Here is a 26,697-nt window from a genome sequence, read left to right as displayed (position 1 = left end):
TGGAAATCAGTCTGTATTTGTTGCATTCAGTTTCGTAACAACAGACATGACAGCATCTGTAAGGCTAAGCCGATTGGCCTGATAGTCGTCAAAGGCCTGACGGATGAGAAAACTTGTGAGCGCATCGCTGTGACCTGAGTATTTGCAGGTGACAAATTTTTTGAACAAGTTCATAGTCTCTTCTTTTGTGAGCTGTACGTACGGTTTCTGTTTGGTGATTTCCCCCTCACCGATCGTGGAACGTCCGGCAGCATCCATTTCACCATAAGCAAACAAGGTATCCTGAAGTTTCTGAAAGGAAACAGGAAAATTCGTCCAATAGTCATAACCTTTTTTCAGGACAAAATCAAGAAATTTTTTGGCGCCTTCCGCATGAGGTGCATTTTTAGGCAGAGCTAAAATGGTGGAAGGAACAAAGTAGGAATCCTTGCCACAGGAGAGAAGAGAGGAGGAAAGTCCGTTTTTCTCTTTCAGTCCCTTGATATAAGGCAGTGTCTCTATGGAAGAAAGCAGCCCCATGGTCATAGGAGAGTCATGGATTAAAAGTTCGTCCAAATCAGCGGCAAGCTCATATTGGTTTGGAATATAAAAAGAATAAATCCAACCATTTTCCGGTGGCAGATCGACGTCTGCATCCTCATGGTGCGCAGTTTCGAAGATTGTGTGGGCGCATTGAAAAAATGTCTCCAGCATGGTCTTGTCAATGGAACCATCTTCAAGAAAGCACTCCGGAATATATGCAGTATAGAGAGCCTCCCAGAGGTTTTCAAAGTCCATATGATAGAAAAGGTTCTCATTTTCGGCTGCTTTTGCAGCAAGATAGTCGCTAAAAGTGCGTAAATCTTTGCTTGCATCCAGTGCACCCTGCGGACCGGTGATGACAGGGATAGAAAAAGCAGCAGGAAGAGCATAAGTATTCTTATCATATCGGAATGTGTGAAGAACATTAAAAAACCAGTCAGCACTCTTTTTTGGCAGATGATCATTTAGTGGTGTCAAAAGGCCGGACTCTACATAGGCATCCACAGGGAGATGATCGCAGAGGATCACGTCCGGGGAGTCTTTGGAGGCAAGGAGTGTCTGCGTGTTATTTAATACAGTCTGGATGGAGTCTTCGGTCAGAGTTTCGCTGGAAAGAGAAGAATCCAGTGCAGACATGGTTTCGACGTAGTACTGAGGATATTTTTCTTCAAATTCTGTTAAGAAAGAATCCGGGATCGCATCTTTATACAAAGAGTAGAGAGTAAGCTCTTCTGTATCGGAGCGATATCCTTCCTTTACATATTCAAACCGATAACCTTTGCAGCTTTGATAGTCATCAAAAAAGAAAAACAGATCATTGTTTGGTGTGAGAACGGTTGTTTTAGTTCCGGATTCAAAATTGATATGTTTCTTTAACAGATGTTGCTGGGAATGATCCTTGAGTGAAAAGGAGTAAATCCCGGAGCTGCAAAGCTTGATGATTTCATTTGTGGATTTTTGATAATGAGACAAGAATATGGATTGTTCCTGCAAAAAGCGATCCAAAGTTTCGTTGGAAAATTCCAGTTGTTTTCCGTCAGGAAAAGAAAATGCCTTCACCTTGTCCCAGGCAAATGCATACATCGTATTATCTATGACAGTTATTGCCTCAGGTGTGGATAAATTAGGAATGTTGTATTGATTCACAAGTTTTCCATCATAGGTATAGAAATAGATGTTCTCATATGTTCCGGCGAGAAAACCGTTTTCCACAGGAGTCGCACAGGTGATGTCTGCGTTTGTTTTCGAATAGATATCTTCAAAAACAGGCGTTATTTTTTCCCCATCTAAGATCGCGCACCGGTAAGCCCACCTGTCATCCTGGTAGGTGAGAAGGTAACATCCTTTGCGAAGTGGGTAAATATTGTCTACAGATTCCACACCAGAAGGGAAAGAAAGATCGGAAGTTTTTTCAAAAGTTTCTTTCTTTTCATCCCATGTATATACTGCAAGGGGGGTGTCTGTGGAGAAAATGGCTTTTATGTGATTTTCTTCCTGCCATACAGCTGTGATATTGTTGAGATTTTGTGGCAGTTTTATTTCATGTTCCTTATAAAACTGCGTAATTCCGTCTTTCTGTTCTGGTTTTGTGGGTTCAATTTTACTGCATCCACAAAGAATGAGCAAAAGGAGTGCGCTAAAAAGTAAAAATTTTTTCATAACCTTTCCCCTCCGTTTCTTTTAAAACATACTTCAAATTTATTATACAAAAACAAAAGAATGACAGTCAACAAAAAGAATAATTCATTTAGTACAAAAAACAATCAATTGAAACACGAATTAATAGAGAACATTGTTTTGTATAGTAAAATGATATCAACAAAAAACATCCATAGACCAGAGAGGAGATGAGTGTTATGAAGAAAAAAATATGGTGCGGGATCATCATGATCATTATCATCATTGCAGGAAGTGCGTGCAGTCGAAATGAGGAAAAGCAAGAGCCTGATTTTTCGAAAAAAAGTTGGCAGGAAATTTTAAATGCATATAAAGAGATGGATCAGTTAAAGGTTATTTTGAACACCAAAAGTGATTTTGATGAGGAGAACCCGTCTGGAGAGAGAACGATCATCATTGACCGAAAAGCAAATCTTGCAAAAAGTGAAACGCCGGATGCAGCAGGCAGCAATCAATTCTATTATTATATAGAAAAAACAAAGGAAGGATACCAACGCTATGTGTGGAATGAGTGGCAAAAGAAATATGTTGCAGACGGGGAACCGACAAAAGAATGTCCGTTAGAAGGAGAACTTTTTTTGCACAACCAAGAGGGAAATACTTATGAGGAGATTGGTGAGGAGGACATGGATGGGATAAAATGTACCAAGGTCCAGGTGACATGGTCAGTTCCGAAGGAGGACACCACAGCAGCATGGGCAATCTCGAACGGCAGAATCACGGAAGAAGAGTTGGCAAAAGATGAGGCGCTAAAAGAGCTGGTGGAGGAAAACTTAAAGGGGAAACGTACGACAACCTACTGGTTCTCAAAACCGGGAAAAAGACTTCTTTATGCATACGAGGAAGAGGAAAACGATACGAGGCTCAACAAGTATTTAAAGTACAAGGAAGATGGAGAAATAAAGTCTATGGATGAGATCAAGGGAACAACAAAGATTTATATTTCTTATGAGACAGACAAAGTGGAACATTTGGATGTGGGAGAATTGAAAAAAGAAGAGAAACGATAATGTTTGAGCTGTCGTTATGACAGCTCAAACATTCCGGTGTAAAGTTGATAGTATTCTCCTTTTTGAGCCAGAAGTTCTTCGTGATCCCCGCGTTCGATCACTTTTCCATGTTCCAGAACAAGGATGGCATTGGCTCCCCGCACAGTGCTCAGGCGGTGGGCGATCACAAAGACCGTACGGCCCTCCATCAGCCGGTTCATTCCCCGTTCGATCAGTTCCTCGGTTCTTGTGTCAATACTGCTTGTAGCCTCATCCAAAATCAGTACCGGAGGATCAGCCACTGCTGCTCTTGCGATGGCGAGGAGCTGTCTCTGCCCCTGGGATAGATTTTTTCCATCTCCTGTGATCATTGTCTCATATCCGTCCGGAAGACGCCGGATAAAGGAGTGAGCATTGGCCAATTTTGCAGCTGCCTCGATTTCTTCCTGCGTGGCATCCAGTTTTCCAAACCGGATATTGTCCGCAATCGTACCGGAGAACAGATGCGTATCCTGCAGGACAATGCCAAGGGAGCGGCGAAGGGAATCTTTAGAGATATCTTTGATATCGATTCCATCGTAGGTGATCCTTCCTTTTTTGATGTCGTAAAATCGGTTGATCAGGTTCGTGATCGTTGTTTTTCCAGCTCCGGTGGAGCCGACAAAGGCAATTTTCTGCCCCGGTTTTGCGTAGAGGCTGATGTCTTTTAAAATAGTCTTGTCACGTGTATATCCAAAATCTACATGATCAAATCTCACATCCCCAAGAAGAGGAGTAAGAGAGTGGGAGGAAGGGTCTTCCCATGCCCAGAAACCAGTGCGTTCACTGCATTTCTTTAAATTTCCAAAAGAGTCTTTTTTCACAGGGGTCAGAGTAATTTTTCCATTATCTGTCTCTGCATTTTCTTCCATCAGATCAAAGATTCGTTCCGCTCCTGCCAAGGCAGTGAGAAGAAAATTAGACTGTTGTGTGAACTGATTGATGGGAAGTGCGGCCTGGCGGACAAACACAAGGTAACTTGCAAGACTTCCGACATCTGTCATGCCGTAAATAGCCATCATACCTCCAAGAATGGCCACGATCGCATAATTGATGTAGGAGATACTGACGACCATAGGGATCATTGTGCCGGAATAGGCGACTGCTTTTGTGCCGGCTGCCCGCAGGCGGTCATTCTTTTTTTGGAAAGCAGCAAGGTTTTCTTCTTCATGGTTAAAGACTTTGATCACCTTTTGCCCCTGGATTATTTCTTCGATATAACCGTTGAGTTCTCCCAAGTATTTTTGTTGGTGATGAAAATAGTATTTGCTTTTTTGGCTGCTGAACCGAATGTAGAGAAACATCGCCAGATAGCCGAAGATGACAAAAATACTAAGCTGCCAGTTTAACAGAAAGAGGAGTGTCAGTGTCCCTACAATCTGGATAAAACTTTGGATGACCATGGCAAAGCTGTTGTTGAGCGCATCGGCTACCGTGTCCACATCATTGGTAAAACGGCTCATAATGTCTCCGTGTGTATGGGAGTCAAAATAGCTTAGCGGAAGTTTCTGCATCTTGGCAAATAAATCTTTGCGGATATCATAGATGATTTTTTGTGCAGCCTTCACCATGGTCTGCGTGTAGCCATAGGCGGAAAGCACACCGAGACCGTAGATGCAGGCAGTGACGGCAATTCCGAAAATAAGGCCTTTCATGTCTCCCGGAACAATATATCGGTTTACAAGCGGTTTTAGCATATATGTGCCAAGGAGATTGCCAAGGGCGCTTATTGTGACAAGGATGGCTACAATAAGAAGGAGAAACCGATGCTTTCCCATATAAGAGAGAAGAGAGCGGAATGTTTTTCTTAAATTTTTTGGACGTTTTCCACTAATCTGCGGCATGGGCCATTCCTCCTTTCATCTGTGAATGATAGATTTCTTGATAAATCTCATCTTTAGCAAGAAGACTTTGATGGGTCCCCACTGCGTGAATATGTCCATCTTCCAGTATGAGAATCTGGTCTGCGTGCATGACAGAGGTGATTCTTTGTGCAATGATGATCTTGGTCATCCACGGAATGGCAGAAAGTCTTTTTTGAATCCGCGATTCAGTGGCAGTGTCCACAGCGCTTGTGGAGTCATCAAAGATAATGACTTTCGGGTGTTTCAGCAGTGTTCTTGCAATACAAAGCCGTTGCCTTTGCCCTCCGGAAAGATTGACGCCGCCCTGTTCCAGAATAGTGTCAAGGCCTTCCGGCATTTGTTTGACGAATTCGTCTGCACAGGCGATTGAAAGGGCATCCCACAGTTCTTTGTCCGATGCGTGGGCATTTCCCCACTGTAAGTTTTCCCGGATCGTGCCAAAAAACAGCACATTTTTTTGGAGCACGATTCCCACTGCATCGCGAAGAGCCTTTAGATAATACTCCTTCACATCTTTCCCGCCAACGAGGACATGACCGGATGTAGCGTCATACAGGCGGGGGATGAGCTGTACAAGGGAAGATTTTCCGCAGCCGGTTCCGCCTATGATGCCCACAGTCTGCCCGGAGGGGATATGAATGTCAATATCAGAGAGCGCATATTCTTCTGCGTGGGCTTTGTATTTGAAAGATACGTGTAAAAAATCAATCTGTCCATTTGGAATCTTTCTGCATGGAGTTTTTCTATCGGTCAAAGAAGAGGTTTCGTCAAAGACTTCATTGATCCTTTTCGCGCTGGCAAGAGAGCGTGTAAGCATGAGAAATACATTGGAGATCATCATCAGGGAATTGATGATCTGCAGTACATAGCTTAAAAATCCGGTCAGTTCTCCCACCTGCATATCCCCGGCATGAATAAAATTCCCTCCAAACCAGAGGATAAGTATAATGGCTGTGTACATAGTGAACTGAAAAGCCGGAAGGTTTAAGACCGCATAGTGGAAGGTTTTCTGGCTTCTGTCCATCAAGGTTTCATTGGCTGTCTCAAAAACATGCTCTTCGTATTCTCCGCGGACAAATGCTTTTACAGCACGGATAGCACCCAGATTTTCCTGGATGACCAGATTGACCATGTCCATAGATTTTTGTAGTTTTCCGTACATAGGAGCAATTTTGTGTACGATAAAGCCCAAAATAAGTCCAAGGATTGGAGTACAGACAAGAAAGACAAGGGCAAGTTTTGCGTTCATATAAACAGCAAGGACAAGTCCGAGGACGAGCATCACCGGACCTCTGGTCATAGGGCGGAGCCCATTTATGATCGCATTTTGCATAACAGTGATATCCGTTGTCATTCTTGTTATGAGCGAGGATGTTTCAAAATGGTCCAGATTTGTAAAAGAATAGCTCTGAATCTTTTCGTATTCCTTTTCACGGATATAAGACCCGAAACCAAGAGCAGCTCTGGCTGCAAATTTGGCATAGAGAAGTCCTGTGACAAGGGAGAGGAGTGCGCAGATACCCATCAGGACTCCCTTTATAAGAATATAGTGGATTTCTTTTTTGGCAACTCCCACATCAATAATGTCAGCCATGATAATGGGGATGACAAGTTCAAAAGCACTTTCTGCCGCCACAAACAGGATGCTGAAAATAAATTCTTTCCGGAATTTCCCAAGATGGGAAAAGATCCGTTTTAAATCGTTCAAAGAACCCCCTCCTTTTAAAATTCAATCTTATAATACATTGTAGCTCAGAAGATAAAAGAATAACAGCCTATTTTTCTTGACAAGTACAAAGACAGCCCCCATACTGAGTATAAAATGAATTTTGATGGAAGGAGCTTATCACAGATGAAAGTTTCAACAAAGGGAAGATATGCTCTTCGTCTGATGTTGGATATCGCATTGTATGAGAAGGAGAAACCGGTAAGACTAAAGGAAGTTGCAAAGAGACAGGAGCTGCCGGTCAAATATATGGAAAATATTGTATCCGTGTTCGTAAAGGCAGGATTTTTAAAAAGTGTACGGGGACCCCAAGGGGGGTATCAGCTTACCAAAGCGCCGGGAGAATACACAGTAGGAGCTATTTTGCGGCTCACAGAAGGAAATATGTCTCCGGTGGACTGTCTGGAGACAGAAGAAAACCCATGTCAAAGATCAGACCAGTGTGTGACGCTTAAGATTTGGAAGGAGCTCGATGCTGCAATTAAAAGCGTGATCGATAGGTATACGCTGGAGGATTTATTGGACTGGCAGAAAGAGCAGGGAGATGAATACTACATCTGATGAGTTAGAGACAGGAAACGGGCAGATATCGCGGGCGGTATCTGTCTTTTTTAATCCTATTAGGAAAGCACTTTGGGTTTAAAAAGTATGAAAAAGTTCAAAAACAGATTGACAAAAGATGTAGTACTGGATATAATACCCATAATTCCTATTGAAAAAGTATGAAATAGAAAAGGGGTTGAGAACAATGGAAAATATTAAGACAGGGATAGGGCAGTTGGTGGGAAATACACCACTTGTGGAGCTTGTGAACATAGAGAAAAAATTAGGTCTTCAGGCCAGGATCGCTGTGAAACTGGAATATTTAAATCCGGCCGGAAGTGTGAAGGACAGGATTGCAAAGGCAATGATCGAGGATGCTATGGAAAAAGGAAAGCTGAATAAAGATACGGTCATCATTGAGCCGACATCCGGAAATACCGGCATCGGCCTTGCGGCAATGGCGGCATCCAAGGGCCTCCGTGTTATTTTGACAATGCCGGAGACCATGAGCGTGGAGAGAAGAAATATTTTAAAAGCATATGGAGCTGAAATTGTACTTACGGATGGTACAAAAGGGATGAGCGGGGCCATTGCAAAGGCAGAAGAGTTGGCAAAAGAGTATGAGAACAGTTGGATTCCGGAGCAGTTTGCAAACCCGGCAAACCCGATCATGCACACAAAAACGACAGGACCGGAAATTTTTAGGGACACGGACGGAAATATAGATATTTTTGTCGCAGGCATCGGAACAGGCGGTACGCTGACCGGTGTGGGCACATACTTAAAGCAGCAGAAACCGGGGGTGCGCGTGGTAGGAGTGGAACCTGCATCCTCCCCGGTTCTCACAAAAGGACAGAGCGGCCCGCACAAGATTCAGGGAATCGGAGCAGGGTTTGTGCCGGATGTGCTGAATGAAGATGTCTATGACGAAGTGATCGCAGTGGAAAATGAAGATGCATTTGCATACGGAAAGATGATCGCAAAAGAGGAGGGGATCCTTGTTGGAATTTCTTCTGGCGCAGCGCTTTGGGCAGCCATTGCGCTTGCAAAAAGGGAAGAAAACAAAGGAAAACTGATCGTGGCACTTCTGCCGGACAGCGGGGACAGATATTATTCCACACCATTATTTACAGAATAAAAAACGCAAAAAGAGAGGTATGGCTATGGGAAAGAAGACAGAGAAGTTGGACAGAGAATTTCAGTTTGAGACACTGCAGCTCCACGCAGGTCAGGAGACGGCGGATCCGGCGACGGATGCAAGAGCTGTGCCGATATATCAGACCACGTCCTATGTATTTCACAACTGTGAAGATGCAATGGAGCGGTTTGCGCTGCAAAAGTCCGGGAACATTTACGGAAGGCTGACCAATCCGACACAGGAGGCCTTTGAAAAAAGGGTGGCGGCGCTGGAAGGCGGTGTGGCAGCACTGGCTGTGGCATCCGGGGCAGCGGCCATCACATATGTATTCCAAGGACTTGCGTGTGCAGGGGATCATATTGTGGCGGCAAAAAACATATACGGAGGAACGTACAATCTTTTGGAACATACATTGAGAGAATTTGGTATTTCCACCACCTTTGTGGATCCATCGGATTTTGAGGAGACCCAAAAAGCCATTCGGGAAAATACGAAAGCAGTTTTCATCGAGACACTTGGAAATCCAAACTCGGATGTGACGGATATTGAAGAGATGGCCAGGATTGCTCACAGTCACAACATTCCGCTTGTTATTGACAATACATTTGGAACACCGTATCTGATCCGGCCTTTGGAGTACGGGGCAGACATTGTGGTGCATTCCGCGACAAAGTTTTTGGGTGGACACGGCACAACGCTTGGCGGTGTGATCGTGGATGGAGGAACTTTTGACTGGGAGGCATCCGGAAAGTTCCCTTCTCTTACAGAACCAAATGCCAGCTATCATGGGGTATGCTTTACAAAAGCAGCCGGCAGGGCAGCATTTGTGACAAAACTTCGCGCTGTGATCCTGCGCGATATGGGAGCTGCGATTTCCCCATTCCATGCGTTTCTTCTCCTGCAGGGGCTGGAGACACTATCCCTGCGTGTGGAGCGCCATGTGAAAAATGCGCTGAAAGTGGCAGAGTTTTTGAATGGTCATCCGAAAGTGGAGAAAGTCCATCACCCGTCCGTTACGGATGATCCAAAGCAAAAAGCGCTCTATGAAAAGTATTTTCCAAATGGAGGAGGTTCTATCTTTACATTTGAGATCAAAGGAGATGAGAAGACGGCAAAGGCATTTATCGATGAGTTGAGATTGTTTTCTCTTCTGGCAAATGTAGCGGATATGAAATCCCTGGTCATTCATCCGGCATCCACAACCCATGCCCAGTTGAGCGATACAGAGAAAGAGGAGCAGGGTATCCGTCCAAATACAATACGCCTCTCCATCGGAACGGAGCATATCGAAGATATTCTCTGGGATTTGGAGGAGGCATTCAAAGCCATTTCCCAATAGCATAGCCAGTCTGCGGCGCGCAAAGTGGCAAGTCCCTCATAAGTGAGGGGCTTGCCACTTTGTTCTCACAGAATCTACACAGTTTTATCACAGAGTCTCCACATTTATCTCACATTTCCAACATGGTTTGTTCATATAATAAGTTCATATTTGCTTAGAGGAGGTATGTCAGTGATCGAGGTGAAAGAGCTGGTAAAGCAGTACGGGACACACACAGCTGTGGATCATTTAAGCTTTACAGTGGAGACAGGAAAGATTTATGGATTTTTAGGTCCGAACGGGGCCGGAAAATCCACGACCATGAATATGATGACAGGGTATCTTGGAGCTACAAAAGGGGAGATACTCATTGAGGGATACGATATCCTAAAGAATCCGAAAAAGGCTAAAAAACATATCGGATATCTTCCGGAGATACCGCCGCTTTATGTGGATATGAAGGTGAAAGAGTATCTGACGTTTGCAGCCAAGCTGAAAGGAATTCCCAAAAAGGAAGTTTCTCATTCAGTGGAAGAAGTGATGGAAAAGACAGGGATTTTAGATGTTTCTCATAGGCTGATCCGAAATCTGTCAAAGGGTTTCAGACAGAGAGTGGGACTTGCGCAGGCGATTCTTGGATTTCCCAAGATCATTATTCTGGATGAGCCGACCGTTGGTCTGGACCCAAAACAGATCATCGAGATCAGGGAGCTGATCAGGGATCTTTCCAAAGAGCACACCGTGATTTTAAGCTCCCACATTTTGGCGGAAGTAAGGGAGCTTTGTGACTACATATTTATCATTTCCAAGGGGAAAATGGTAGCCAGCGATACGCCGGAAAACCTGGAACGTCTCATGCAGAAAGGAGAGAGCGTGGAAATTTTTACCACATCACAAAGGGCAAGAGTGGAAGATATTCTTTTGGAGATAGAAGATGTGGAGTCTGTTTCTTTTGAAGAACGGGAAGACGGTACCTGTGCTCGTATTGAGGCAAAAGAAGGCAAAGACATCAGGGAAGAGATTTTCTTTGCATTTGCCGGGGAAAGGTGTCCTCTGCTTGAACTGAGAATGACAAAGCCTACGCTGGAGGATGTATTTTTGGAATTGACGGAAGGAGGAAAAGACAATGGGGGCGATTTATAGAAGGGAGCTGAATTCCTATTTTCAGTCCATGACAGGGTATGTGTTCGTTGCATTTATGGTTGTGATCGCCGGGATTTATTTTATGGCATACAACCTAAATGCGGGATATCCATATTTTTCCTATTCCCTTTCCGGACTGCTCTTTGTGCTGATCATTGCAGTTCCGGTTTTGACAATGAAATCATTTGCCGAGGAGAGAAAAAACAGGACAGATCAGCTGCTTTTAACCTCTCCTGTTGGACTTTTTTCCATTGTTATGGGAAAATATTTTGCCATGATGACCGTGATGGCGATTCCGAATCTTATCTATTGTCTGTTTCCTTTGATCATCAAGTCTCAGGGAACTGCTTATCTTCGCACAGATTATCTGGCGATTTTTGCATTTTTCCTTTTGGGATGTGTCTACATTGGCATAGGTATGTTTTTATCATCGCTGACAGAAAGCCAGGTGATCGCTGCGGTCAGTTCTATCGGAGTGTTGCTGGTCCTGTATCTTTGGGATGGGATTTTGTCCTATATTCCTGAGAATGCTCTGAGCGGCCTGATCGGGGCAATATGTCTTTTGACACTGGCAGTGCTGTTTGTGTATAAGATCACGGAGAGTGTTCTTCTTTCTGTGGGGATAGAGATTGTGGGGCTAGCATCCTTCGCGGCAGTCTATCTTGTCAAGCCGGCGCTGTTTGAGCACCTTTTGACAAACATTTTGGGAAAATTTGTACTGTATACAACATTTACCGACATTGAGAGCAGCCATATCTTTGATCTGGGCGGAATTCTTTTCTATCTTTCTTTGATCGCGGTATTTCTTTTCCTGACCATACAGGTCATTCAAAAAAGACGTTGGAGTTAGGAGGACAAAGAGCTATGAAGAAAAAAATGTGGAAGAATCCGGAAAGACAAAGAAAGATGAGACGGGGAGGAATCAGCCTTGTGCTGACAGCAGTTTTTCTCGCCGCTGTGATCGGGATCAATGTGCTGGCAGGTCTGTTGCCGGAAAAAGTAAGAAAGCTGGATGTCAGTGACAATGACCTTTACTCCATTACAGATACGAGCAAAAAGATATTAAAAGATCTGGACAAAGAAGTAAAACTGACCATTTTGGCAAATAAAAAGAATACAGACGAGCGGATCAAAACATTTGTGGAAAATTATAAAGACCTTTCCGGAAAACTTTCTGTAGAATGGGTGGATCCGAAACTTCATCCGGAAATGCTGGAGGAATATGACGCAGCGGAGGATACAATCATTGTCTCCTGTGCGGATACAGGAAAAACCGTGCAGATTTTGTTTACAGATATCATTCAGCAAAGCTACACTTATACAGGACAGATGACAGAATCCGCGTTTGATGCAGAAGGGCAGTTCACGAGCGCTGTTGCCAGTGTGGTTTCCGATACAACAAAGAAAATTTACCGCACAACAGGGCACGGAGAGGCGACAGTATCCACGACAGTGTCCGAGATGCTGGAGAAGTCCAATTTTGCGATGGAAGAACTCAATCTTATGATGAATGCCAGGATTCCGGATGACTGTGACATGATTTTTATTGACTCACCTGGCACGGACATTACGGCAGATGAAAAAACAATCCTGGAGGAATATTTAAACTCCGGGGGAAATGTCATGATCATGATGGGCGATGGTGAAAAAGCTCTTCCGAATCTGGAGGAAATTTTGAGCACATACGGATTGAACATGGCAGAAGGGTATATTGCGGACATGAGCAGGTGTTATCAGGGCAACTATTATTACCTGATTCCAAACTTAAGTGCAACAGGGGAAATGGCAAAAGGACTTCAGTCAGAGACTGCCTTGATCGTCAATACAAGAGGAATGACTGCCGGCACACCAAAAAGGGACACCATCACCCTGACTCCGTTTTTGGAGACATCGGAAAATGCATACGCTGTGACAGAAGAGGAGCAAAAACAAGGAACTTATGTACTTGGAGCAGTGGCCACAGAACCGATAGAACAGAAGCAAGATGGCAGTGAAGAGGAGAGAAAGGAGGCAAGGCTTACGGTCTTTTCCAGTAATCATATGATAGATTCCACTGTCACAGATACATTTTCTTCTCTTGACAACCTGACACTTTTTGTAAACGCTGTCACAAGCGGGTTTGATGATGTGGAAAATGTCTCTGTTGAGGCAAAAAATCTGGGAGTCACATTCAATGCCATTTCGCATACAGGGATGATTGGCATGCTCGTCATATTTGGAATACCGATTGTTGTAATTTTAGTCGGTTTTGTTGTGTGGATAAAAAGAAGAAAGTCGTAATGAACAAAAGACCATGTTGTGCAGAAGAATGTGCACTGCATGGTCTTTTGTTGATTTTGGGGATATAGTTTTAAAGAAAAGGGATATATGGTAAGATATAAAAAGAAACTATAAAAAGCAGGAGAACAGAATGATAACGATAAGAAATGAAAGGGAAACAGACTATAAGAACGTAGAAGAAATCACAAGAAAAGCGTTCTATAACCAATATATACCAGGATGTGTGGAGCATTATCTGGTTCGCAAGATGCGCGGACACAAAGATTTTATACCGGAGTTGGATTTTGTACTTGAACTTGATGGAAAAGTGATCGGAAATATCATGTACACAAAAGCCAGACTGGTTGATGAAAATAAAAAAGAAAAAGAAATTCTCACTTTTGGGCCTGTCTCTGTGGATCCGCAGTATCAGAGAAGAGGGTATGGAAAGATGCTTATGGAGCATTCATTTTTGCACGCAGCGGTACTTGGATATGATGTGATCGTCATATTTGGAAGTCCGTCAAATTATGTGAGCAGTGGTTTTGTGGGATGCAAAAAGTACAATGTTTGTCTGGAAAACGGGAAATATCCGGCAGCCATGATGGTCAAAGAGCTTACGCCCGATGCCCTGGATGGAAGGAAATGGTTCTACTATGACAGTCCGGTCATGGCAATTTCTGAGGAAGAAGCACAGGCATACGATGATACTCTTGAAAAAATAGAGAAAAAGTACCAGCCAAGCCAGGAAGAGTTCTATATAATGAGCCATTCTTTTGTTGAGTAAGAGAGGAGTGCGGACAAGGATGGAGATTCATGGAGGAAATATATACGACAAGCAGATAAATCTGGATTATTCCATCAGCATCAATCCCTTTGGTCTGCCTGAGAAAGTCAGAAGAGAAGCAATCCGCGGAGTTGAACTTTCGGAACATTATCCGGATGTGAATTGTACAAGGCTGTTGGATGAGATGGAGGCTGCCTTCTTGCAGCCGAGAGAGCGCTTAATCATTGGAAACGGGGAGAGCGAGCTGATTTATGCAGCCGCCTGTGCAGCAAAACCAAAAAAGGCGTTGATCCTTGGCCCTACTTTTGTTGAGTATGAACGGGCATTTACGGCAACAGGATGTGCATTTGAGTACTATTTTGCAAAAGAAGAAGCTGATTTTGTTGTCCAGGATGAAATTCTGGATATTTTAAGCTCAGGGAAATACGACATGTTTGTTGTCTGCAATCCGAACAATCCGACGGGAAGACTTGTAAAGAGACGGCTGATGGCACCGATGATGGAGCTTTGCAGGGAGAAGGGCATCCGGGTCATGCTGGATGAATGTTTTATGGATTTTGTGCGCAAGGAAACCGAGCACACCTATATCCAAAAGCTGGATGAATACCCTAATATTTTAATCTTGCGCACATTCACAAAAACATTTGCCATGCCTGGGCTGCGGCTTGGGTATGCACTGTCCTCGGACACGGGATTTATAGACCGCATGAAAAGTGTACTTCCGCCATGGAATGTGTCAGTGCCGGCGCAGTATGCCGGAGTTGCAGCTATGAGGGAGAAAGAGTTTATCGTGCAGACAAAAGAATTTGTGAGCAGCGAAAGAAGATGGATGGAAGACAGGTTGAAGGCTCTTGAGTATCCATATTTTACTTCTAAAGCAAACTTTATTCTGTTTCGGGCGGACGGAAGACTAAGAGATTTCTGTCTTGCATCCCGCATTCTTATCCGGGATGCAGGAAATATTCCGGGGCTTTCCAAAGGATTTTACCGAATAGGAGTGAAAAGAAGGAACTGCAATGAACGGCTGTTCAAAGTGTTGGAGCAGGCAAAACGGGCGATGCCGAAGTAATGATTCTTCGGCACCGCCCGTTTGCTGTTTATTCATTGGAGGAAAAACAATCTATGTAAAAGCATTTCTGCTGTCTGGCTTAGGCGAAGTCCGGCGGCTCTACAGAGGTTCTCGTGTACAACCGCTGTCTTCTTTGTTTTGATACATTTAGTATAAAGAATAAATGTGATTAAACTATGACATGTGGATAAAGAAAAAAGAAAATTCCTTAAGAAAAACATAACAATATCTAAAAGAAAAGGATACATTTGGAAACAGACATTGCAAAAAGAAATATAGAAAGTTATAATAAATTTATATAAATTTGGGAAAGTATCCATATATATTCGCGAATAAGGGAATATTGTGTGATATAAAAAGGAGGATGTTGAAGTTGAAAGTCGGATGTGTAAAAGAAATCAAAAACAGAGAGTACCGGGTGGGGATCATCCCGGACCATGTAAAAAGCTATGTGAGCGCAGGACATGAAGTGTGGATGGAAAAAGGGGCTGGAATCGGCTCCGGATTTTTGGATGAGGAATATGAAAATGCCGGCGCGAAACTCATAGACAGTGCAAAAGAAGTCTGGGAAAACGTGGATATGATGGTAAAGGTAAAGGAACCTTTGCCGGAAGAATACGGATATTTTAGAAAAGATTTGGTATTGTTCACTTACCTCCATCTTGCTGCGGAGAAACAGTTGACAGATGCGATGCTCTCATCCGGTATCAAAGGGTTCGCATATGAGACATTGATCGAAAAAGACGGAAGTATTCCATTGCTTGCGCCGATGAGCCAGATAGCCGGAAGGTTAAGTGTACAGGAAGGGGCAAAATATCTGGAAAAGACTTACGGCGGATCGGGAGTGCTCCTCTCAGGAGTGCCGGGCACACCAAAGGCGGAGATTGTGATCCTCGGAGGCGGTACGGTCGGTATCAATGCCTGCAAGATTGCAGTGGGAGCTGGGGCAAATGTGACGATACTGGATATCAATCTTTCAAGGCTTGCGTATCTCGACGATATTTTTGGCGCAAGGATCCAGACATTGATGAGTACGGATGCCAATGTGGAAAAAGCGGTTTCCAAGGCAGATGTCGTGATCGGAAGTGTTCTTATACCTGGAAAGGCAGCTCCGAAAATCATGAAAAGAGAGTATTTAAAGAAGATGAAAAAAGGAAGCGTCATTGTGGATGTGGCCGTGGACCAGGGCGGTTGCTGTGAGACAACGAAAGTCACAACACACGATGATCCGATCTATGAAGTGGATGGAATCCTTCATTATTGTGTAGGAAATATGCCGGGAGCAGTTCCGAGGACTTCCACTATCGCCTTGACAAATGCAACATTGAAATACGGACTGGCTCTTGCAAATGATGGTTTGGAAGGTGCGTGCAGGAAAAATGAAGTGATGTATTCCGGAGTGAATACGTACGAAGGGAAATTGACATGTAAGAATGTAGCGGACAGCTTTGGGATGGAATACACAGACATCCATACACTGATAAAATAGAAAAAAAGGCATGGTCATCAGTGAAAACTGAACATCCATGCCTTTTTATTTGGAATATTAGTACCACCGAACCATCGGGAAATCATTGTTGATTCCTTTTGTGGCAAGGATTTGGTGGATGTCGATGATGCCATTGTGGAAAGTTGCAGCGCAGGCATTCAGGTACAAATCCCACATGCGCAGAAACCTTTCGTCAAACATCTTTTTTTCTTCTTCCATGTGTTTATGGAAATTATCTGCCCAGCACAACAGTGTTTTGTTGTAGTGCAGTCTTAGATTTTCCACATCCATGGTGTGGAAGTCATCTTCCGCCATGCAGGAGAGGATTTCACGCAGGCTTGGAACGGTTCCGCCCGGGAAAATATATTTTTTGATCCACGGATCCCCTGCATGCTCTTTGAGTGCGCTGATAAAGTGGAGCAGGAAGACGCCGCCTTTTTTGAGCACCGCATTCACGCAGTCAATAAAGAGCTGATAATTCGGACGCCCCACATGTTCCACCATGCCCACACTTACCACACGGTCAAACTGATAGCCGCTCTTTGGAAGATCCCGGTAATCCATGATTTCTACTTTCAGACAGTCCTGAAGTCCTTCCTCCTCAATGCGGCGTTCAAATTCTTTCGCCTGCTCATGACTGAGAGTAATGCCGACACCATTGATCTTATATTTCTTTGCTGCTTCGATCAAAAGGAATCCCCATCCACAGCCAATATCGAGAAGTGACATTCCCTCTTTCAGATTCAGTTTTTGCAGAATATAATCGACTTTGTTTACCTGAGCCTGATAAAGCGTATCGTCAGGATGGCGGAAATAGCCGCAGGAGTAACTCATAGTCTCATCCAGCCAAAGTTTGTAGAAATCATTCCCGATATCATAATGGGAAGTCACTTCTTTTTCCTGATTTTTCTTAGAAACAGAAGAATGCATGATCTTTTTGAGTGCAGATTCATCTGTGGAAAATTTGCCAAGCTGACCCAGAAAATGGTCAAGAGCGTAATACAGATCTCCCTCGATTTCCAAATCGCCGTCCATGTAGGCCTCGCCAAGGGCCAGTGATGTACTGGTCAGAAGTTTTGTCTTGGAGATAGGTTTTTTGAAATGTACGGTAAATTCAGGATTGCCTTCGCCGATCATGTACTCCTTACCGTCCAGAATGACCTTAAATGGATAATCTGTAAATTTCTTTAAAAAGGTTACTAAAATGTTTTCCAAGTCTATTCCCTCCAGTCATTTTAATCTCACCTTATATTCTAAAACTCTATTTTTGGATCATCAAGAGAAAAAAATACAAAAATTCCGTCAATTTTTAATGGAAAATCATCAAAGAATCCAAAGTTTCGTAGAAAGACGGATAGGAGACATCGACACAAGAATCGTTTTCGATCGTTGTGGTCCCCTGTGCGGTGAGGGCTGCAATGGAAAACGCCATGGCAATCCTGTGGTCCATGTAACTGTTGAGCGTAGCGCCTTTCAGAGGAGATCCGCCTTTGATGATCATTCCGTCCGCAGTCGGTGTGATGTCCACCCCCATATTCATCAGGTTTTCTGTGATCGTAAAGATACGGTCCGTTTCTTTTACCTTCAGCTCCGCCGCGTTCTTGATGACAGTGGTTCCCTGTGCGCATGCGGCCATGACCGCGATGATCGGAATTTCATCGATCAAAGTCGGGATGATATCGCCTTCAATGGTAGTGCCGGAGAGCACACTTGTTTTTACGAGAAGGTCAGCTACCGGTTCGCCGTATGTACTCTGATTGAGATAGGTAATGTCAGCACCCATCATTTGGCAAACCTTCAAAATACCTGCTCTGGTGGGATTGATTCCCACATTTTTGATGAGGATTTCTGAGTCCGGTACGAGAAGTCCTGCTGCAATAAAATAGGCTGCGGATGAAATATCCCCCGGAACTAGAATTTTCTGTGCGTAAAGTTCTTTGCAAGGCATGACTTTGGCGGTTGCATGTTTCGTATCCGGTGAAACAGTGGAAGTGATGGATGCTCCAAATTGTTTCAGCATCAGCTCTGTGTGGTTTCTTGACAGCGCCGGCTCTGTGACCCAAGTCTCTCCTTGTGCGTAGAGTCCTGCAAGAAGGCAGGCAGATTTCACCTGCGCTGAAGCAACAGGGGACTGATAGTGGATCCCGTGAAGAGTACTTGGCGAAATCTGAAGCGGAGCACAGTCATTGCTGTTCAGACTTTTAATATCTGCCCCCATGGCAGACAAAGGCTTTATGATGCGCCCCATAGGGCGGGAATTTAAAGAGGCATCTCCAGAGAGTACGGTAGAGAAATTCTGTCCGGCTAAAATTCCTGAAAGAAGCCTTGTCGTTGTACCGCTGTTTCCGGTATCCAAAGTGTCCAAAGGTGCAGAAAGTCCGTGCAGTCCTTTGCCATGGACAAGAACATGGTCATCTGTATTTTCAATCTCAATCCCCATTTTCCGAAAACATCGAATTGTGGAAAGACAGTCAGCTCCGTTTAAAAATCCGGAAATTTCCGTGGTGCCTTTTGCGATGGCGCCAAACATGACAGCGCGGTGGGAAATGGATTTATCTCCGGGAACCGTGATTTCTCCGTTTAATGCTTTTGCTTTCTCTAGTTTCATAAATACTCCTTTCCATAATTGAATAGTTAGCGTTCATATATAATATAACGGTGCCTTTGAAGTACGGATGCTGCTTTGTGTGAGGAGGCCTCATCGTAGAACTCGATCTTCAACACACCTTCTTCAAATTCACGGTTGTGCAGAATACCAATATTTTTGATACTGATGTTGTTTGACGCAAGGATGGTCGCAATCGTTGCGATGCCACCCGCCTCGTCCACGATATCGCAGTACACAGCAAACAGTTTTTTGATAGGACCCAAAGAGCCGTCAGGCAAGGAGTCCCTGTAATCTTTGGACGAGGAGAAAAGATGGTACAGTCCCTCCTCATTGCTGTCCAGAATCAGCTTTTTTGCATTATTTAAAGAGTCGATATAGCGCCCAAGAATTTCCAGGAGATTTTGTTTATTCTTCAAGCAGATCTGCTGCCACATGACAGGCGATGAGGAGGCGATCCTTGTGATATCCTTAAATCCCCCGGCTGCAAGAAGTTTCATCAGTCCGTCCTTTGTATCGGTATCGTGCACGAAGTTGACAAGACCTGATGCGATAATGTGAGGCAGATGACTGATCGTTCCGGTCACATAATCGTGCTCTTTGTAATTCAAAACAAGAGGCAGAGCGTGCAGTGATTCCACAAAAGAGCGGTATTCTTCCACTTTTTTTGGATCAGTCTTCTCTGTCGGTGTGAGGATGTAGTATGCGTTCTCGATCAGCACGGCCTTTGCGTTTGAAAAACCTGTTTTTTCAGAACCTGCCATGGGATGTCCGCCGATGAAATACTGCTCAAGTCCAAGCTGTTTTATTTCCTCGTGGATGGAAGTTTTCACACTTCCCACATCAGTGAGAATGGTGTCCTCTGTAAGGTAAGGAGCAAGCTGTTTTAAATACGCATTATTATAGGAAACCGGGGCGCAGAGAAAAATGTAGCTGCAGTGCCGGAAATTTTCGTCGATAGAGGAGCAGGAGATGTCAATAATATTTTCCTGGACCGCAAGAGCCAGTGTTTCTCTGCTCTTGTCAAAAGCGGCCAATTCATAGTCATCAGGATAATACTGGCGGATTGCCTTTGCAATAGAGCCGCCGATGAGACCAAGTCCGATGAATCCTATTCTTTTCATGATTTTATTCCATCCTTTCTGTCTTGTTTTGTGATTGTTTTATTGTATAAGAATTTAATGGAAATGTCAATCTGTGATGCTTTAAAGTGGAAAAGTAAAAAGGGACAAGAGAATAAAATTTGTGTGAATTGCATAAAAGACTTGTAAATAAGTAATTATTTTAGTAAAATATACCCATGAAATACAACCGGTAAGGAGGCAGCACTAATATGAAAGTTTACAGAACAGATGAGATTCGTAATGTGGTCCTTTTAGGACATGGAGGATGCGGAAAAACCAGTCTTGTAGAAGCAATGCTGTACGTATCAGGAGCCGTAAACCGTATGGGGAAGATAACAGAACACAATACGGTCAGCGATTTTGATAAAGAAGAACAAAAACGTGAATTCTCGATCAGCACCAGTTTGATTCCGATTGAATGGGAAAAAGCAAAGATCAATATTCTGGACACCCCTGGTTACTTTGACTTTGTAGGTGAAGTGGAGGAAGCAGTGAGCGCAGCGGATGCCGCGATTATTGTTGTTTCCGGAAAAGCAGGTGTGGAAGTCGGAACGGAAAAGGCATGGGAGTTGTGTGACAAGTATAAACTTCCTCGTATGGTCTATGTGACAGACATGGATGTGGATGACGCAAGTTTCAGGCAGGTTGTGGAAGACATGACGGAAAGGTACGGAAAGGTTATTGCACCGCGTGAGATTCCGATCCGTGAAAATGAAAAATTTGTAGGATATGTCAATATCATCAAATATGCGGGAAGACGTTTCACCGGAGTCGGAAAAAGAGAAGAGTGTGAGATTCCGGATTATTGTCTTCCAAATGCAGAACAGTGCCGCGAAAAACTGCTCGAGGCAGTGGCAGAGACAAGTGATGAATTCATGGAAAGATATTTTGCAGGTGAGGAATTTTCTATAGAGGAGATCAGGGCTGCACTGCGAACGAATGTTATGGACGGCAGTATCGTTCCGATTGGAATGGGATCCAATATCCAGGCACAGGGAGTGGCAAACCTTCTCTCCGATATCGTAAGATTTTTCCCAAGTCCTGACAAGAGGGCATGCGTAGGAATCAAACGTACGACCAACGAAATTTTTGAGGCCAACTATGATTTTGCAAAAGCAAAAAGTGCTTATGTATTCAAGACAATGGTAGACCCATTTATTGGAAAGTATTCCTTCATAAAAGTGTGCTCAGGCGTTTTGAAAGGAGAGGATTCCCTCTTCAATGCGACCTCCGAGACAGAAGAAAAACTCAATAAGCTCTACACCATGTGCGGAAATAAACCTGTGGAAGTGCCGGAGCTGCACGCTGGAGATATCGGTGCCATTGCAAAATTGTCAACGGCAAAAACAGGAGATACCTTATCAGCAAAATCTGCGCAGATCGTATATCAGAAGACAGAGTATTCCCAGCCATATACATATATGAGATATGTGGTGAAGACAAAAGGAGATGAGGACAAAGTTTCCCAGGCTTTAGCCAAGATGGTGACAGAGGATATCACATTGAAGGCTGTAAATGACAGCGAGAACCGTCAAAGCCTTCTCTATGGAATGGGAGACCAGCATCTTGAGATTGCAGTGAGCAAGCTTGCGGCAAGATATAAAGTGGAAGTTGCACTGGAAGTGCCGAAAGTAGCATTTAGGGAAACGATTCGCAAGAAATCAGATGTGGACAGTAAATATAAGAAACAGTCCGGAGGACACGGCCAATATGGACATGTCAAGATGAGATTTGAACCGTCCGGAGACTTGGAAACTCCATTTGTATTCGAGGAAGAGGTAGTCGGAGGTGCAGTGCCAAAGAATTACTTCCCTGCTGTGGAAAAAGGGCTTCAGGAGTCCGTTCTGAAAGGACCTATGGTGGGGTATCCGGTTGTCGGCGTAAAAGCAGTTCTCTATGATGGTTCCTATCATCCGGTGGATTCTTCAGAGATGGCGTTCAAAACTGCGACCATCCAGGCATTTAAAAAAGGATTCATGGAAGCCTCACCAGTTCTTCTGGAGCCGATCGCAAGCGTAAAGGTTACGGTTCCGGACGAATATACCGGCGATGTCATGGGAGATTTGAATAAAAGAAGAGGACGTGTGCTCGGCATGACACCGATTCACGGAGGAGGACAGATTATTGAAGCCGATGTGCCTATGATGGAAATGTTCGGTTACTGCACGGTTCTCCGTTCCATGACAGGAGGAAGAGGTACTTTTGAATATACGTTTGCACGCTATGAGCAGGCTCCGTCCGATGTACAGGAAAAGGAAGTTGCAAAACGTGCAGCTGAAGAGTAAAAGAGAATGAGAGCATAATAGATGATAAGAGGCGCTGTGACTGACAGCGCCCCTTTTAATATTATAAAATTTAAATAAATACTGTCGGTTTATTTGACAAAGACAAGGTGCTTTGCTACAGTTAATTTTATATCCCATATGGAGGGAAAAGGAGGAATATATGAAACATTTAGGGAGAAAAATTTTGGGCGCTGCAGTTGTTGTCATCGTTGCATTTCTTTACTACTATATCACACTTCCGGCAATCAATATCCATTCTTCGAATTTTTGGATTTTTATTTTTGCCGCAGTGGCTGTTATTGCAGTTGTGTATGCAGTAAAGAAACGACTTGGCAGAAACGAATTGAAAGAATCAAAAGTAATCAAAGGGCTTGGCGGTCTTTTACTCTTGCTCATCCTTGTGTATGTGATCGGGACGCTTTTGTCCTCACCGATCGTAAACGCGAAGAAATATCAGAAACTTTTGAAAGTGGAAGATGGAAAATTTACGGAGGATATTGAAGAGCTTACGTTTGACCAGATTCCAATCCTTGACAAGGAGTCAGCGGAGATCTTGGGTAACCGTAAAATGGGCAGCATGTCTGATATGGTGTCTCAGTTTGAGGTGGACAGCCTGTACAGCCAGATCAATTATAAAGAAAAACCAGTAAGAGTGACCCCGCTTAAATATGCAAACCCGATCAAATGGTTTACAAATAGAAAAGAGGGTATTCCGGCCTACATTATGATCGATATGACAACGCAGACAACAGAGCTTGTAAAAATGTCTGAGGGAATGAAGTATTCTACAAGTGAGTACTTTAACCGGAACATATACCGTCATTTGCGGTTCCGCTATCCAACGTATATTTTTGATGACTTAAGTTTTGAGATTGATGATGATGGAGTTCCGTACTGGATTGCTCCGGTGAAGAAGTTCAATATCGGACTGTTCGGAGGAGAGACGATCGGACGTGTTGTCCTGTGCAATGCAATTACAGGGGAAACAGTCGATTATGCGATTGAAGACGTACCACAGTGGATCGACAGAGCATACTCAGCAGATTTGCTTGTAGAGCTCTATAATTATCATGGAACATTGAAACATGGATTTTTTAACAGTATTCTTGGACAAAAAGACTGTCTAAAGACAACTGAGGGATACAATTTCCTTGCCATTGATGACGACGTATGGGTGTATACAGGTGTGACTTCCATCACAAGTGATCAGTCCAATGTAGGGTTTGTCCTGATGAATCAAAGAACAATGGAGACAAAATACTATCCGGTGGAGGGAGCTACTGAGACATCTGCCATGTCATCGGCAGAAGGCCAGGTTCAGGATCTGAAATACAAGGCTACATTCCCGCTGCTTTTGAATGTTTCCGGGGAACCGACATACTTTATTGCGTTGAAGGATGATGCGGGGCTTGTCAAAAAATATGCGATGGTAAATGTATCGAAATATCAGGTTGTAGCCATCGATGACACAATAAGCGCCTGCGAAGAGCAGTACCATGACATGCTTGCAAAAAATGGTATTGGCACAGAGAATGGACAAAACACAGCCGATGAGCTGGAAATCTCGGGTACAGTCACAAAAATAGCTCAAAGTGTTATAGAGGGAAACTCACATTATTATATTATGCTGGAGAATTCTCAGGAAATTTTCGATGTCTCAGTTGCTGAGAATATTGATATCATCCGTTACGATGTTGGTTCCCAGATAAAACTGAAATATAAACAAGGGACAAAGACCAATACAGTGACAGAAATCCTGAAGGAATAGAAGTGAAGAAAAGGTGCCGTATGGCACCTTTTTCAGTCTAAGCAAATGAACTTTTGCTCTTTATTCCGTCTTTTTTGAGCAAGATAACACGAAATGTTAGTTTAAAATTTTGCAGCCATCCATATTGATATTGGACAAATCGTCATTTTTCGCACTGACGCTTACATAAAAATCAATTTTATGTTCCTGGGAGATTTTCTTTAATGATTCAATAAAGGAAGGGATATTTTGAAGAGAAATATCAGCGTGTTTCAAAATTCCATCAATAAAGATGCATTCAATATCGCTGTTTCCGCTTATCATACCGTAGAGGAAACCGATGTAAGCATCTGTATTCGTGATCGTTGTGTAGTCATCCATGCAGATGGCACGAATATTGAAGGATAAGCTGTACGTATCCCTGTGGCTTTTTTTAATGAATACAGCATTTCCATTGCAATCTTTTACGGCTTTGTTTGCGAGTTCGATCATTTGTTGTGTTTTTCCGCTGCCTTTTGGGCCTGTTAATAAATTCACCATAATAAAGTCTCCTTTTTTATATGTATTTTTACTTGCTCTTGAAAGATTAAATCTTGTTTGTATTATACAATAATCTATCAAAATAGACAATATGAAAATAAAATTTTAGAATTTTTTATGCGATATATACAATTTTGGGGAGCGAAATAGTGCTTGACTTTTTGAGGAGTATATCATATGATAGTTTCAATTTTAAATTATTATTTATAAGAGTTCATATTTAGAAAAGGAGTGATGTTACGTGGACTCGATACCCAGTCAGATTCTGTTGCAGATTGTTTTGATTCTTTTAAATGCATTTTTTGCATCAGCCGAGATTGCAGTGATTTCACTGAATGTGCCGATGTTGAGAAAAAGTGCCGAGGAGGGGGACAAAAAGGCAAAAAGTCTTCTTCGGATGGCGGAGGAGCCGGCCGGATTTCTCTCAACGATCCAGATAGGAATTACCATGGCCGGATTTTTGGGAAGTGCTTTTGCGGCTGAAAATTTTTCTGGATATTTGGTGGATTGGATCTACTATGATCTAGGATTTCAGTCGATCGGTATGAAGACATTGGATACGATTTCGGTTGTCATCATTACCTGCATCTTGTCATATTTTACTTTGATATTCGGAGAACTTGTTCCAAAACGAATTGCAATGCAGAAGTCTTACCAGGTAGCAAAACTTTCCTGTGGAGTGATCCGCGGGATTTCAGTTGTCATGAAACCGATCATTTCATTTTTATCTTTGTCCACCAATGCAATGCTGCGGCTGCTGCATATGAAAACAGAGGCAGAGGAAGAGGAAGTCACGGAGGATGAGATTCGGTTGATGGTGGACCTTGGAGAAAAAAAAGGAATTCTCGACCAGAAAGAAAAGGAATGGATTGAAAATGTGTTTGAACTTGGCGACAGTGCTATCCGCAATGTTATGGTGCATGCACCGGATGTTGTAAAGATCGCTCTGGATGAGGACAGGGAAGAAATCTTAAAAATCATTCAGGAAAGCGGCTTGTCCCGTTTCCCTGTTTACCAGGATACCCCGGAGAATATTGTCGGGATTTTAAATGCAAAAGATTTCCTTTTGGATCTGCAAAAAGGCGGTGCCGGGAATGTGAAAAAGCTTTTGCGCACAGCTTATTTTGTGCCTGAGAATATGGCTGCAGACAGGCTGTTCCATGATATGCAGAAAAAGAAAGTACATTTTGCAGTTGTGGTGGACGAATTTGGTATGATTTCAGGAATCATCACCATAGAAGATTTACTGGAAGAGATTGTGGGTAATATTTACGATGAATATGATTCCCCGGAAGAACAGCCGATCGTACAGACAGCGGAGAATAAGTGGAAAGTTCTAGGTAATGTGGAGATTGATGAACTGGAAGAGGTCACTGGAATCCGGTTGAACCCGGGAGAAGACTATGAGACTCTCAATGGATTTGTATACTATTATATGAAACGGATTCCGGAGGATGGCGACAGCTTTAAGATTCCGGTCGGAGAGTACAACATCATAGTTGATGAAGTGAAGGACAGAAAAGTAAGCAAGGCCTGGATCGAGAAAAAAGAGCCGGTGCAGGAACTTGACAAAATTTAAGATTATGATACAATAAAAAAAGTCTATAGAAAATGAAATAAGTAAAGACATAGAAAAGGATCAGTAGAAACTGTTTTGTTCAGCAGAGAGCTGCCGGGTGGTGGAAGGCAGTGAATGAAAGGTTTTGAACTCGCCTTGGAGTTCTTCCGATGAAAGAAAGTAGTCGGAGGCGGGAATTCCCGTTACAGAAATTAAAGTGCATTTTGTCTGCAGGATAGCAGACCGGATGAAAAAGAGTGGTACCACGGAATAC

20 protein-coding genes and 1 other annotated feature (1 of these 21 running past the window's edge) are annotated in these 26,697 nt (G+C 43.4%); of the genes, 13 read left to right on the top strand and 7 right to left on the bottom strand.

Translation table 11 applies throughout. From position 1 onward, the window contains the following. Positions 1 to 6 precede the first annotated feature (6 nt). Complete coding sequence (locus B5F18_RS06295) at positions 7 to 2,181, bottom strand: extracellular solute-binding protein (protein ID WP_087156826.1); 2,175 nt, start codon at positions 2,179 to 2,181, stop codon at positions 7 to 9. 197 nt (positions 2,182 to 2,378) lie between these two features. Between B5F18_RS06295 and B5F18_RS06290 the strand changes: the two genes are divergently transcribed. Beyond that, complete coding sequence (locus tag B5F18_RS06290; RefSeq protein WP_087156825.1) at positions 2,379 to 3,209, top strand: hypothetical protein; 831 nt, start codon at positions 2,379 to 2,381, stop codon at positions 3,207 to 3,209. Between the two features lie 14 nt (positions 3,210 to 3,223). On the opposite strand, the gene B5F18_RS06285 is transcribed toward B5F18_RS06290, so the two are convergent. After that, positions 3,224 to 5,071, bottom strand: a complete 1,848-nt coding sequence (locus B5F18_RS06285; RefSeq protein ID WP_087156824.1) for an ABC transporter ATP-binding protein — start codon at positions 5,069 to 5,071, stop codon at positions 3,224 to 3,226. Next, positions 5,058 to 6,800 carry an ABC transporter ATP-binding protein gene (locus tag B5F18_RS06280; RefSeq protein ID WP_087156823.1) on the bottom strand — a complete coding sequence of 581 codons (1,743 nt, stop codon included), beginning with the start codon at positions 6,798 to 6,800 and terminating at the stop codon, positions 5,058 to 5,060. Before B5F18_RS06280 ends, B5F18_RS06285 begins: the two co-directional genes overlap by 14 nt. A gap of 144 nt (positions 6,801 to 6,944) precedes the next feature. Between B5F18_RS06280 and B5F18_RS06275 the strand changes: the two genes are divergently transcribed. The 9 genes from B5F18_RS06275 (at position 6,945) to ald (ending at position 16,564) form a co-directional block, all read left to right on the top strand. Further along, entirely contained in the window at positions 6,945 to 7,379 is a 435-nt protein-coding gene (locus tag B5F18_RS06275; RefSeq protein ID WP_087156822.1) for an RrF2 family transcriptional regulator, read from the top strand. 187 nt (positions 7,380 to 7,566) lie between these two features. Next, complete coding sequence (gene cysK / locus B5F18_RS06270; RefSeq protein WP_087156821.1) at positions 7,567 to 8,499, top strand: cysteine synthase A; 933 nt, start codon at positions 7,567 to 7,569, stop codon at positions 8,497 to 8,499. Between the two features lie 25 nt (positions 8,500 to 8,524). Beyond that, positions 8,525 to 9,838: an O-acetylhomoserine aminocarboxypropyltransferase/cysteine synthase family protein gene (locus tag B5F18_RS06265; protein WP_087156820.1), complete on the top strand. Its 1,314-nt coding sequence runs from the start codon at positions 8,525 to 8,527 to the stop codon at positions 9,836 to 9,838. Between the two features lie 171 nt (positions 9,839 to 10,009). After that, the gene (locus B5F18_RS06260) at positions 10,010 to 10,960 is read left to right on the top strand and encodes an ABC transporter ATP-binding protein (protein WP_087156819.1); all 951 of its coding nucleotides are present in this window, start codon (positions 10,010 to 10,012) and stop codon (positions 10,958 to 10,960) included. Further along, on the top strand, positions 10,944 to 11,810 hold the full coding sequence (locus tag B5F18_RS06255) for an ABC transporter permease (protein WP_087156818.1): 867 nt from the start codon (positions 10,944 to 10,946) through the stop codon (positions 11,808 to 11,810). The genes B5F18_RS06260 and B5F18_RS06255 overlap by 17 nt, the downstream gene beginning before the upstream one ends. A gap of 14 nt (positions 11,811 to 11,824) precedes the next feature. Beyond that, positions 11,825 to 13,240, top strand: a complete 1,416-nt coding sequence (locus tag B5F18_RS06250; protein WP_087156817.1) for a GldG family protein — start codon at positions 11,825 to 11,827, stop codon at positions 13,238 to 13,240. A gap of 130 nt (positions 13,241 to 13,370) precedes the next feature. Beyond that, positions 13,371 to 14,006, top strand: coding sequence for a GNAT family N-acetyltransferase (locus B5F18_RS06245; protein ID WP_087156816.1), 636 nt, complete (start codon positions 13,371 to 13,373; stop codon positions 14,004 to 14,006). A 19-nt stretch (positions 14,007 to 14,025) separates the two neighbouring features. Then, positions 14,026 to 15,075, top strand: a complete 1,050-nt coding sequence (locus tag B5F18_RS06240; protein ID WP_087156815.1) for a pyridoxal phosphate-dependent aminotransferase — start codon at positions 14,026 to 14,028, stop codon at positions 15,073 to 15,075. 373 nt (positions 15,076 to 15,448) lie between these two features. Beyond that, a complete protein-coding gene (gene ald, locus B5F18_RS06235; RefSeq protein WP_087156814.1) occupies positions 15,449 to 16,564 on the top strand; it encodes an alanine dehydrogenase in 1,116 nt (371 codons plus the stop codon). Between the two features lie 57 nt (positions 16,565 to 16,621). On the opposite strand, the gene B5F18_RS06230 is transcribed toward ald, so the two are convergent. From B5F18_RS06230 to B5F18_RS06220, 3 genes are all read right to left on the bottom strand, one after another. After that, on the bottom strand, positions 16,622 to 17,779 hold the full coding sequence (locus B5F18_RS06230; protein WP_330394120.1) for a cyclopropane-fatty-acyl-phospholipid synthase family protein: 1,158 nt from the start codon (positions 17,777 to 17,779) through the stop codon (positions 16,622 to 16,624). A 94-nt stretch (positions 17,780 to 17,873) separates the two neighbouring features. Next, entirely contained in the window at positions 17,874 to 19,172 is a 1,299-nt protein-coding gene (aroA, locus tag B5F18_RS06225; RefSeq protein WP_087156813.1) for a 3-phosphoshikimate 1-carboxyvinyltransferase, read from the bottom strand. Positions 19,173 to 19,198: 26 nt separating this feature from the next. Next, on the bottom strand, positions 19,199 to 20,293 hold the full coding sequence (locus tag B5F18_RS06220) for a prephenate dehydrogenase (RefSeq protein WP_087156812.1): 1,095 nt from the start codon (positions 20,291 to 20,293) through the stop codon (positions 19,199 to 19,201). Between the two features lie 209 nt (positions 20,294 to 20,502). Between B5F18_RS06220 and B5F18_RS06215 the strand changes: the two genes are divergently transcribed. Continuing rightward, positions 20,503 to 22,578, top strand: a complete 2,076-nt coding sequence (locus tag B5F18_RS06215) for an elongation factor G (RefSeq protein WP_087156811.1) — start codon at positions 20,503 to 20,505, stop codon at positions 22,576 to 22,578. Positions 22,579 to 22,738: 160 nt separating this feature from the next. Next, positions 22,739 to 24,346: a hypothetical protein gene (locus B5F18_RS06210; RefSeq protein WP_087156810.1), complete on the top strand. Its 1,608-nt coding sequence runs from the start codon at positions 22,739 to 22,741 to the stop codon at positions 24,344 to 24,346. Positions 24,347 to 24,442: 96 nt separating this feature from the next. On the opposite strand, the gene B5F18_RS06205 is transcribed toward B5F18_RS06210, so the two are convergent. Continuing rightward, the gene (locus B5F18_RS06205; protein ID WP_087156809.1) at positions 24,443 to 24,865 is read right to left on the bottom strand and encodes a hypothetical protein; all 423 of its coding nucleotides are present in this window, start codon (positions 24,863 to 24,865) and stop codon (positions 24,443 to 24,445) included. A 241-nt stretch (positions 24,866 to 25,106) separates the two neighbouring features. Here B5F18_RS06205 and B5F18_RS06200 point away from each other — a divergent pair, with 241 nt between their 5' ends. Continuing rightward, positions 25,107 to 26,444, top strand: coding sequence for a hemolysin family protein (locus B5F18_RS06200; RefSeq protein ID WP_087156808.1), 1,338 nt, complete (start codon positions 25,107 to 25,109; stop codon positions 26,442 to 26,444). A gap of 41 nt (positions 26,445 to 26,485) precedes the next feature. Next, positions 26,486 to 26,697, top strand: a binding site (T-box leader); it runs 19 nt beyond the window's last position.

This window comes from Lachnoclostridium sp. An181, assembly GCF_002160325.1.
GTDB lineage: Bacteria > Bacillota > Clostridia > Lachnospirales > Lachnospiraceae > An181.
The sequence above is the reverse complement of the archived record's forward strand: the minus strand, read 5'-3'. Positions and strand labels throughout refer to the sequence as shown.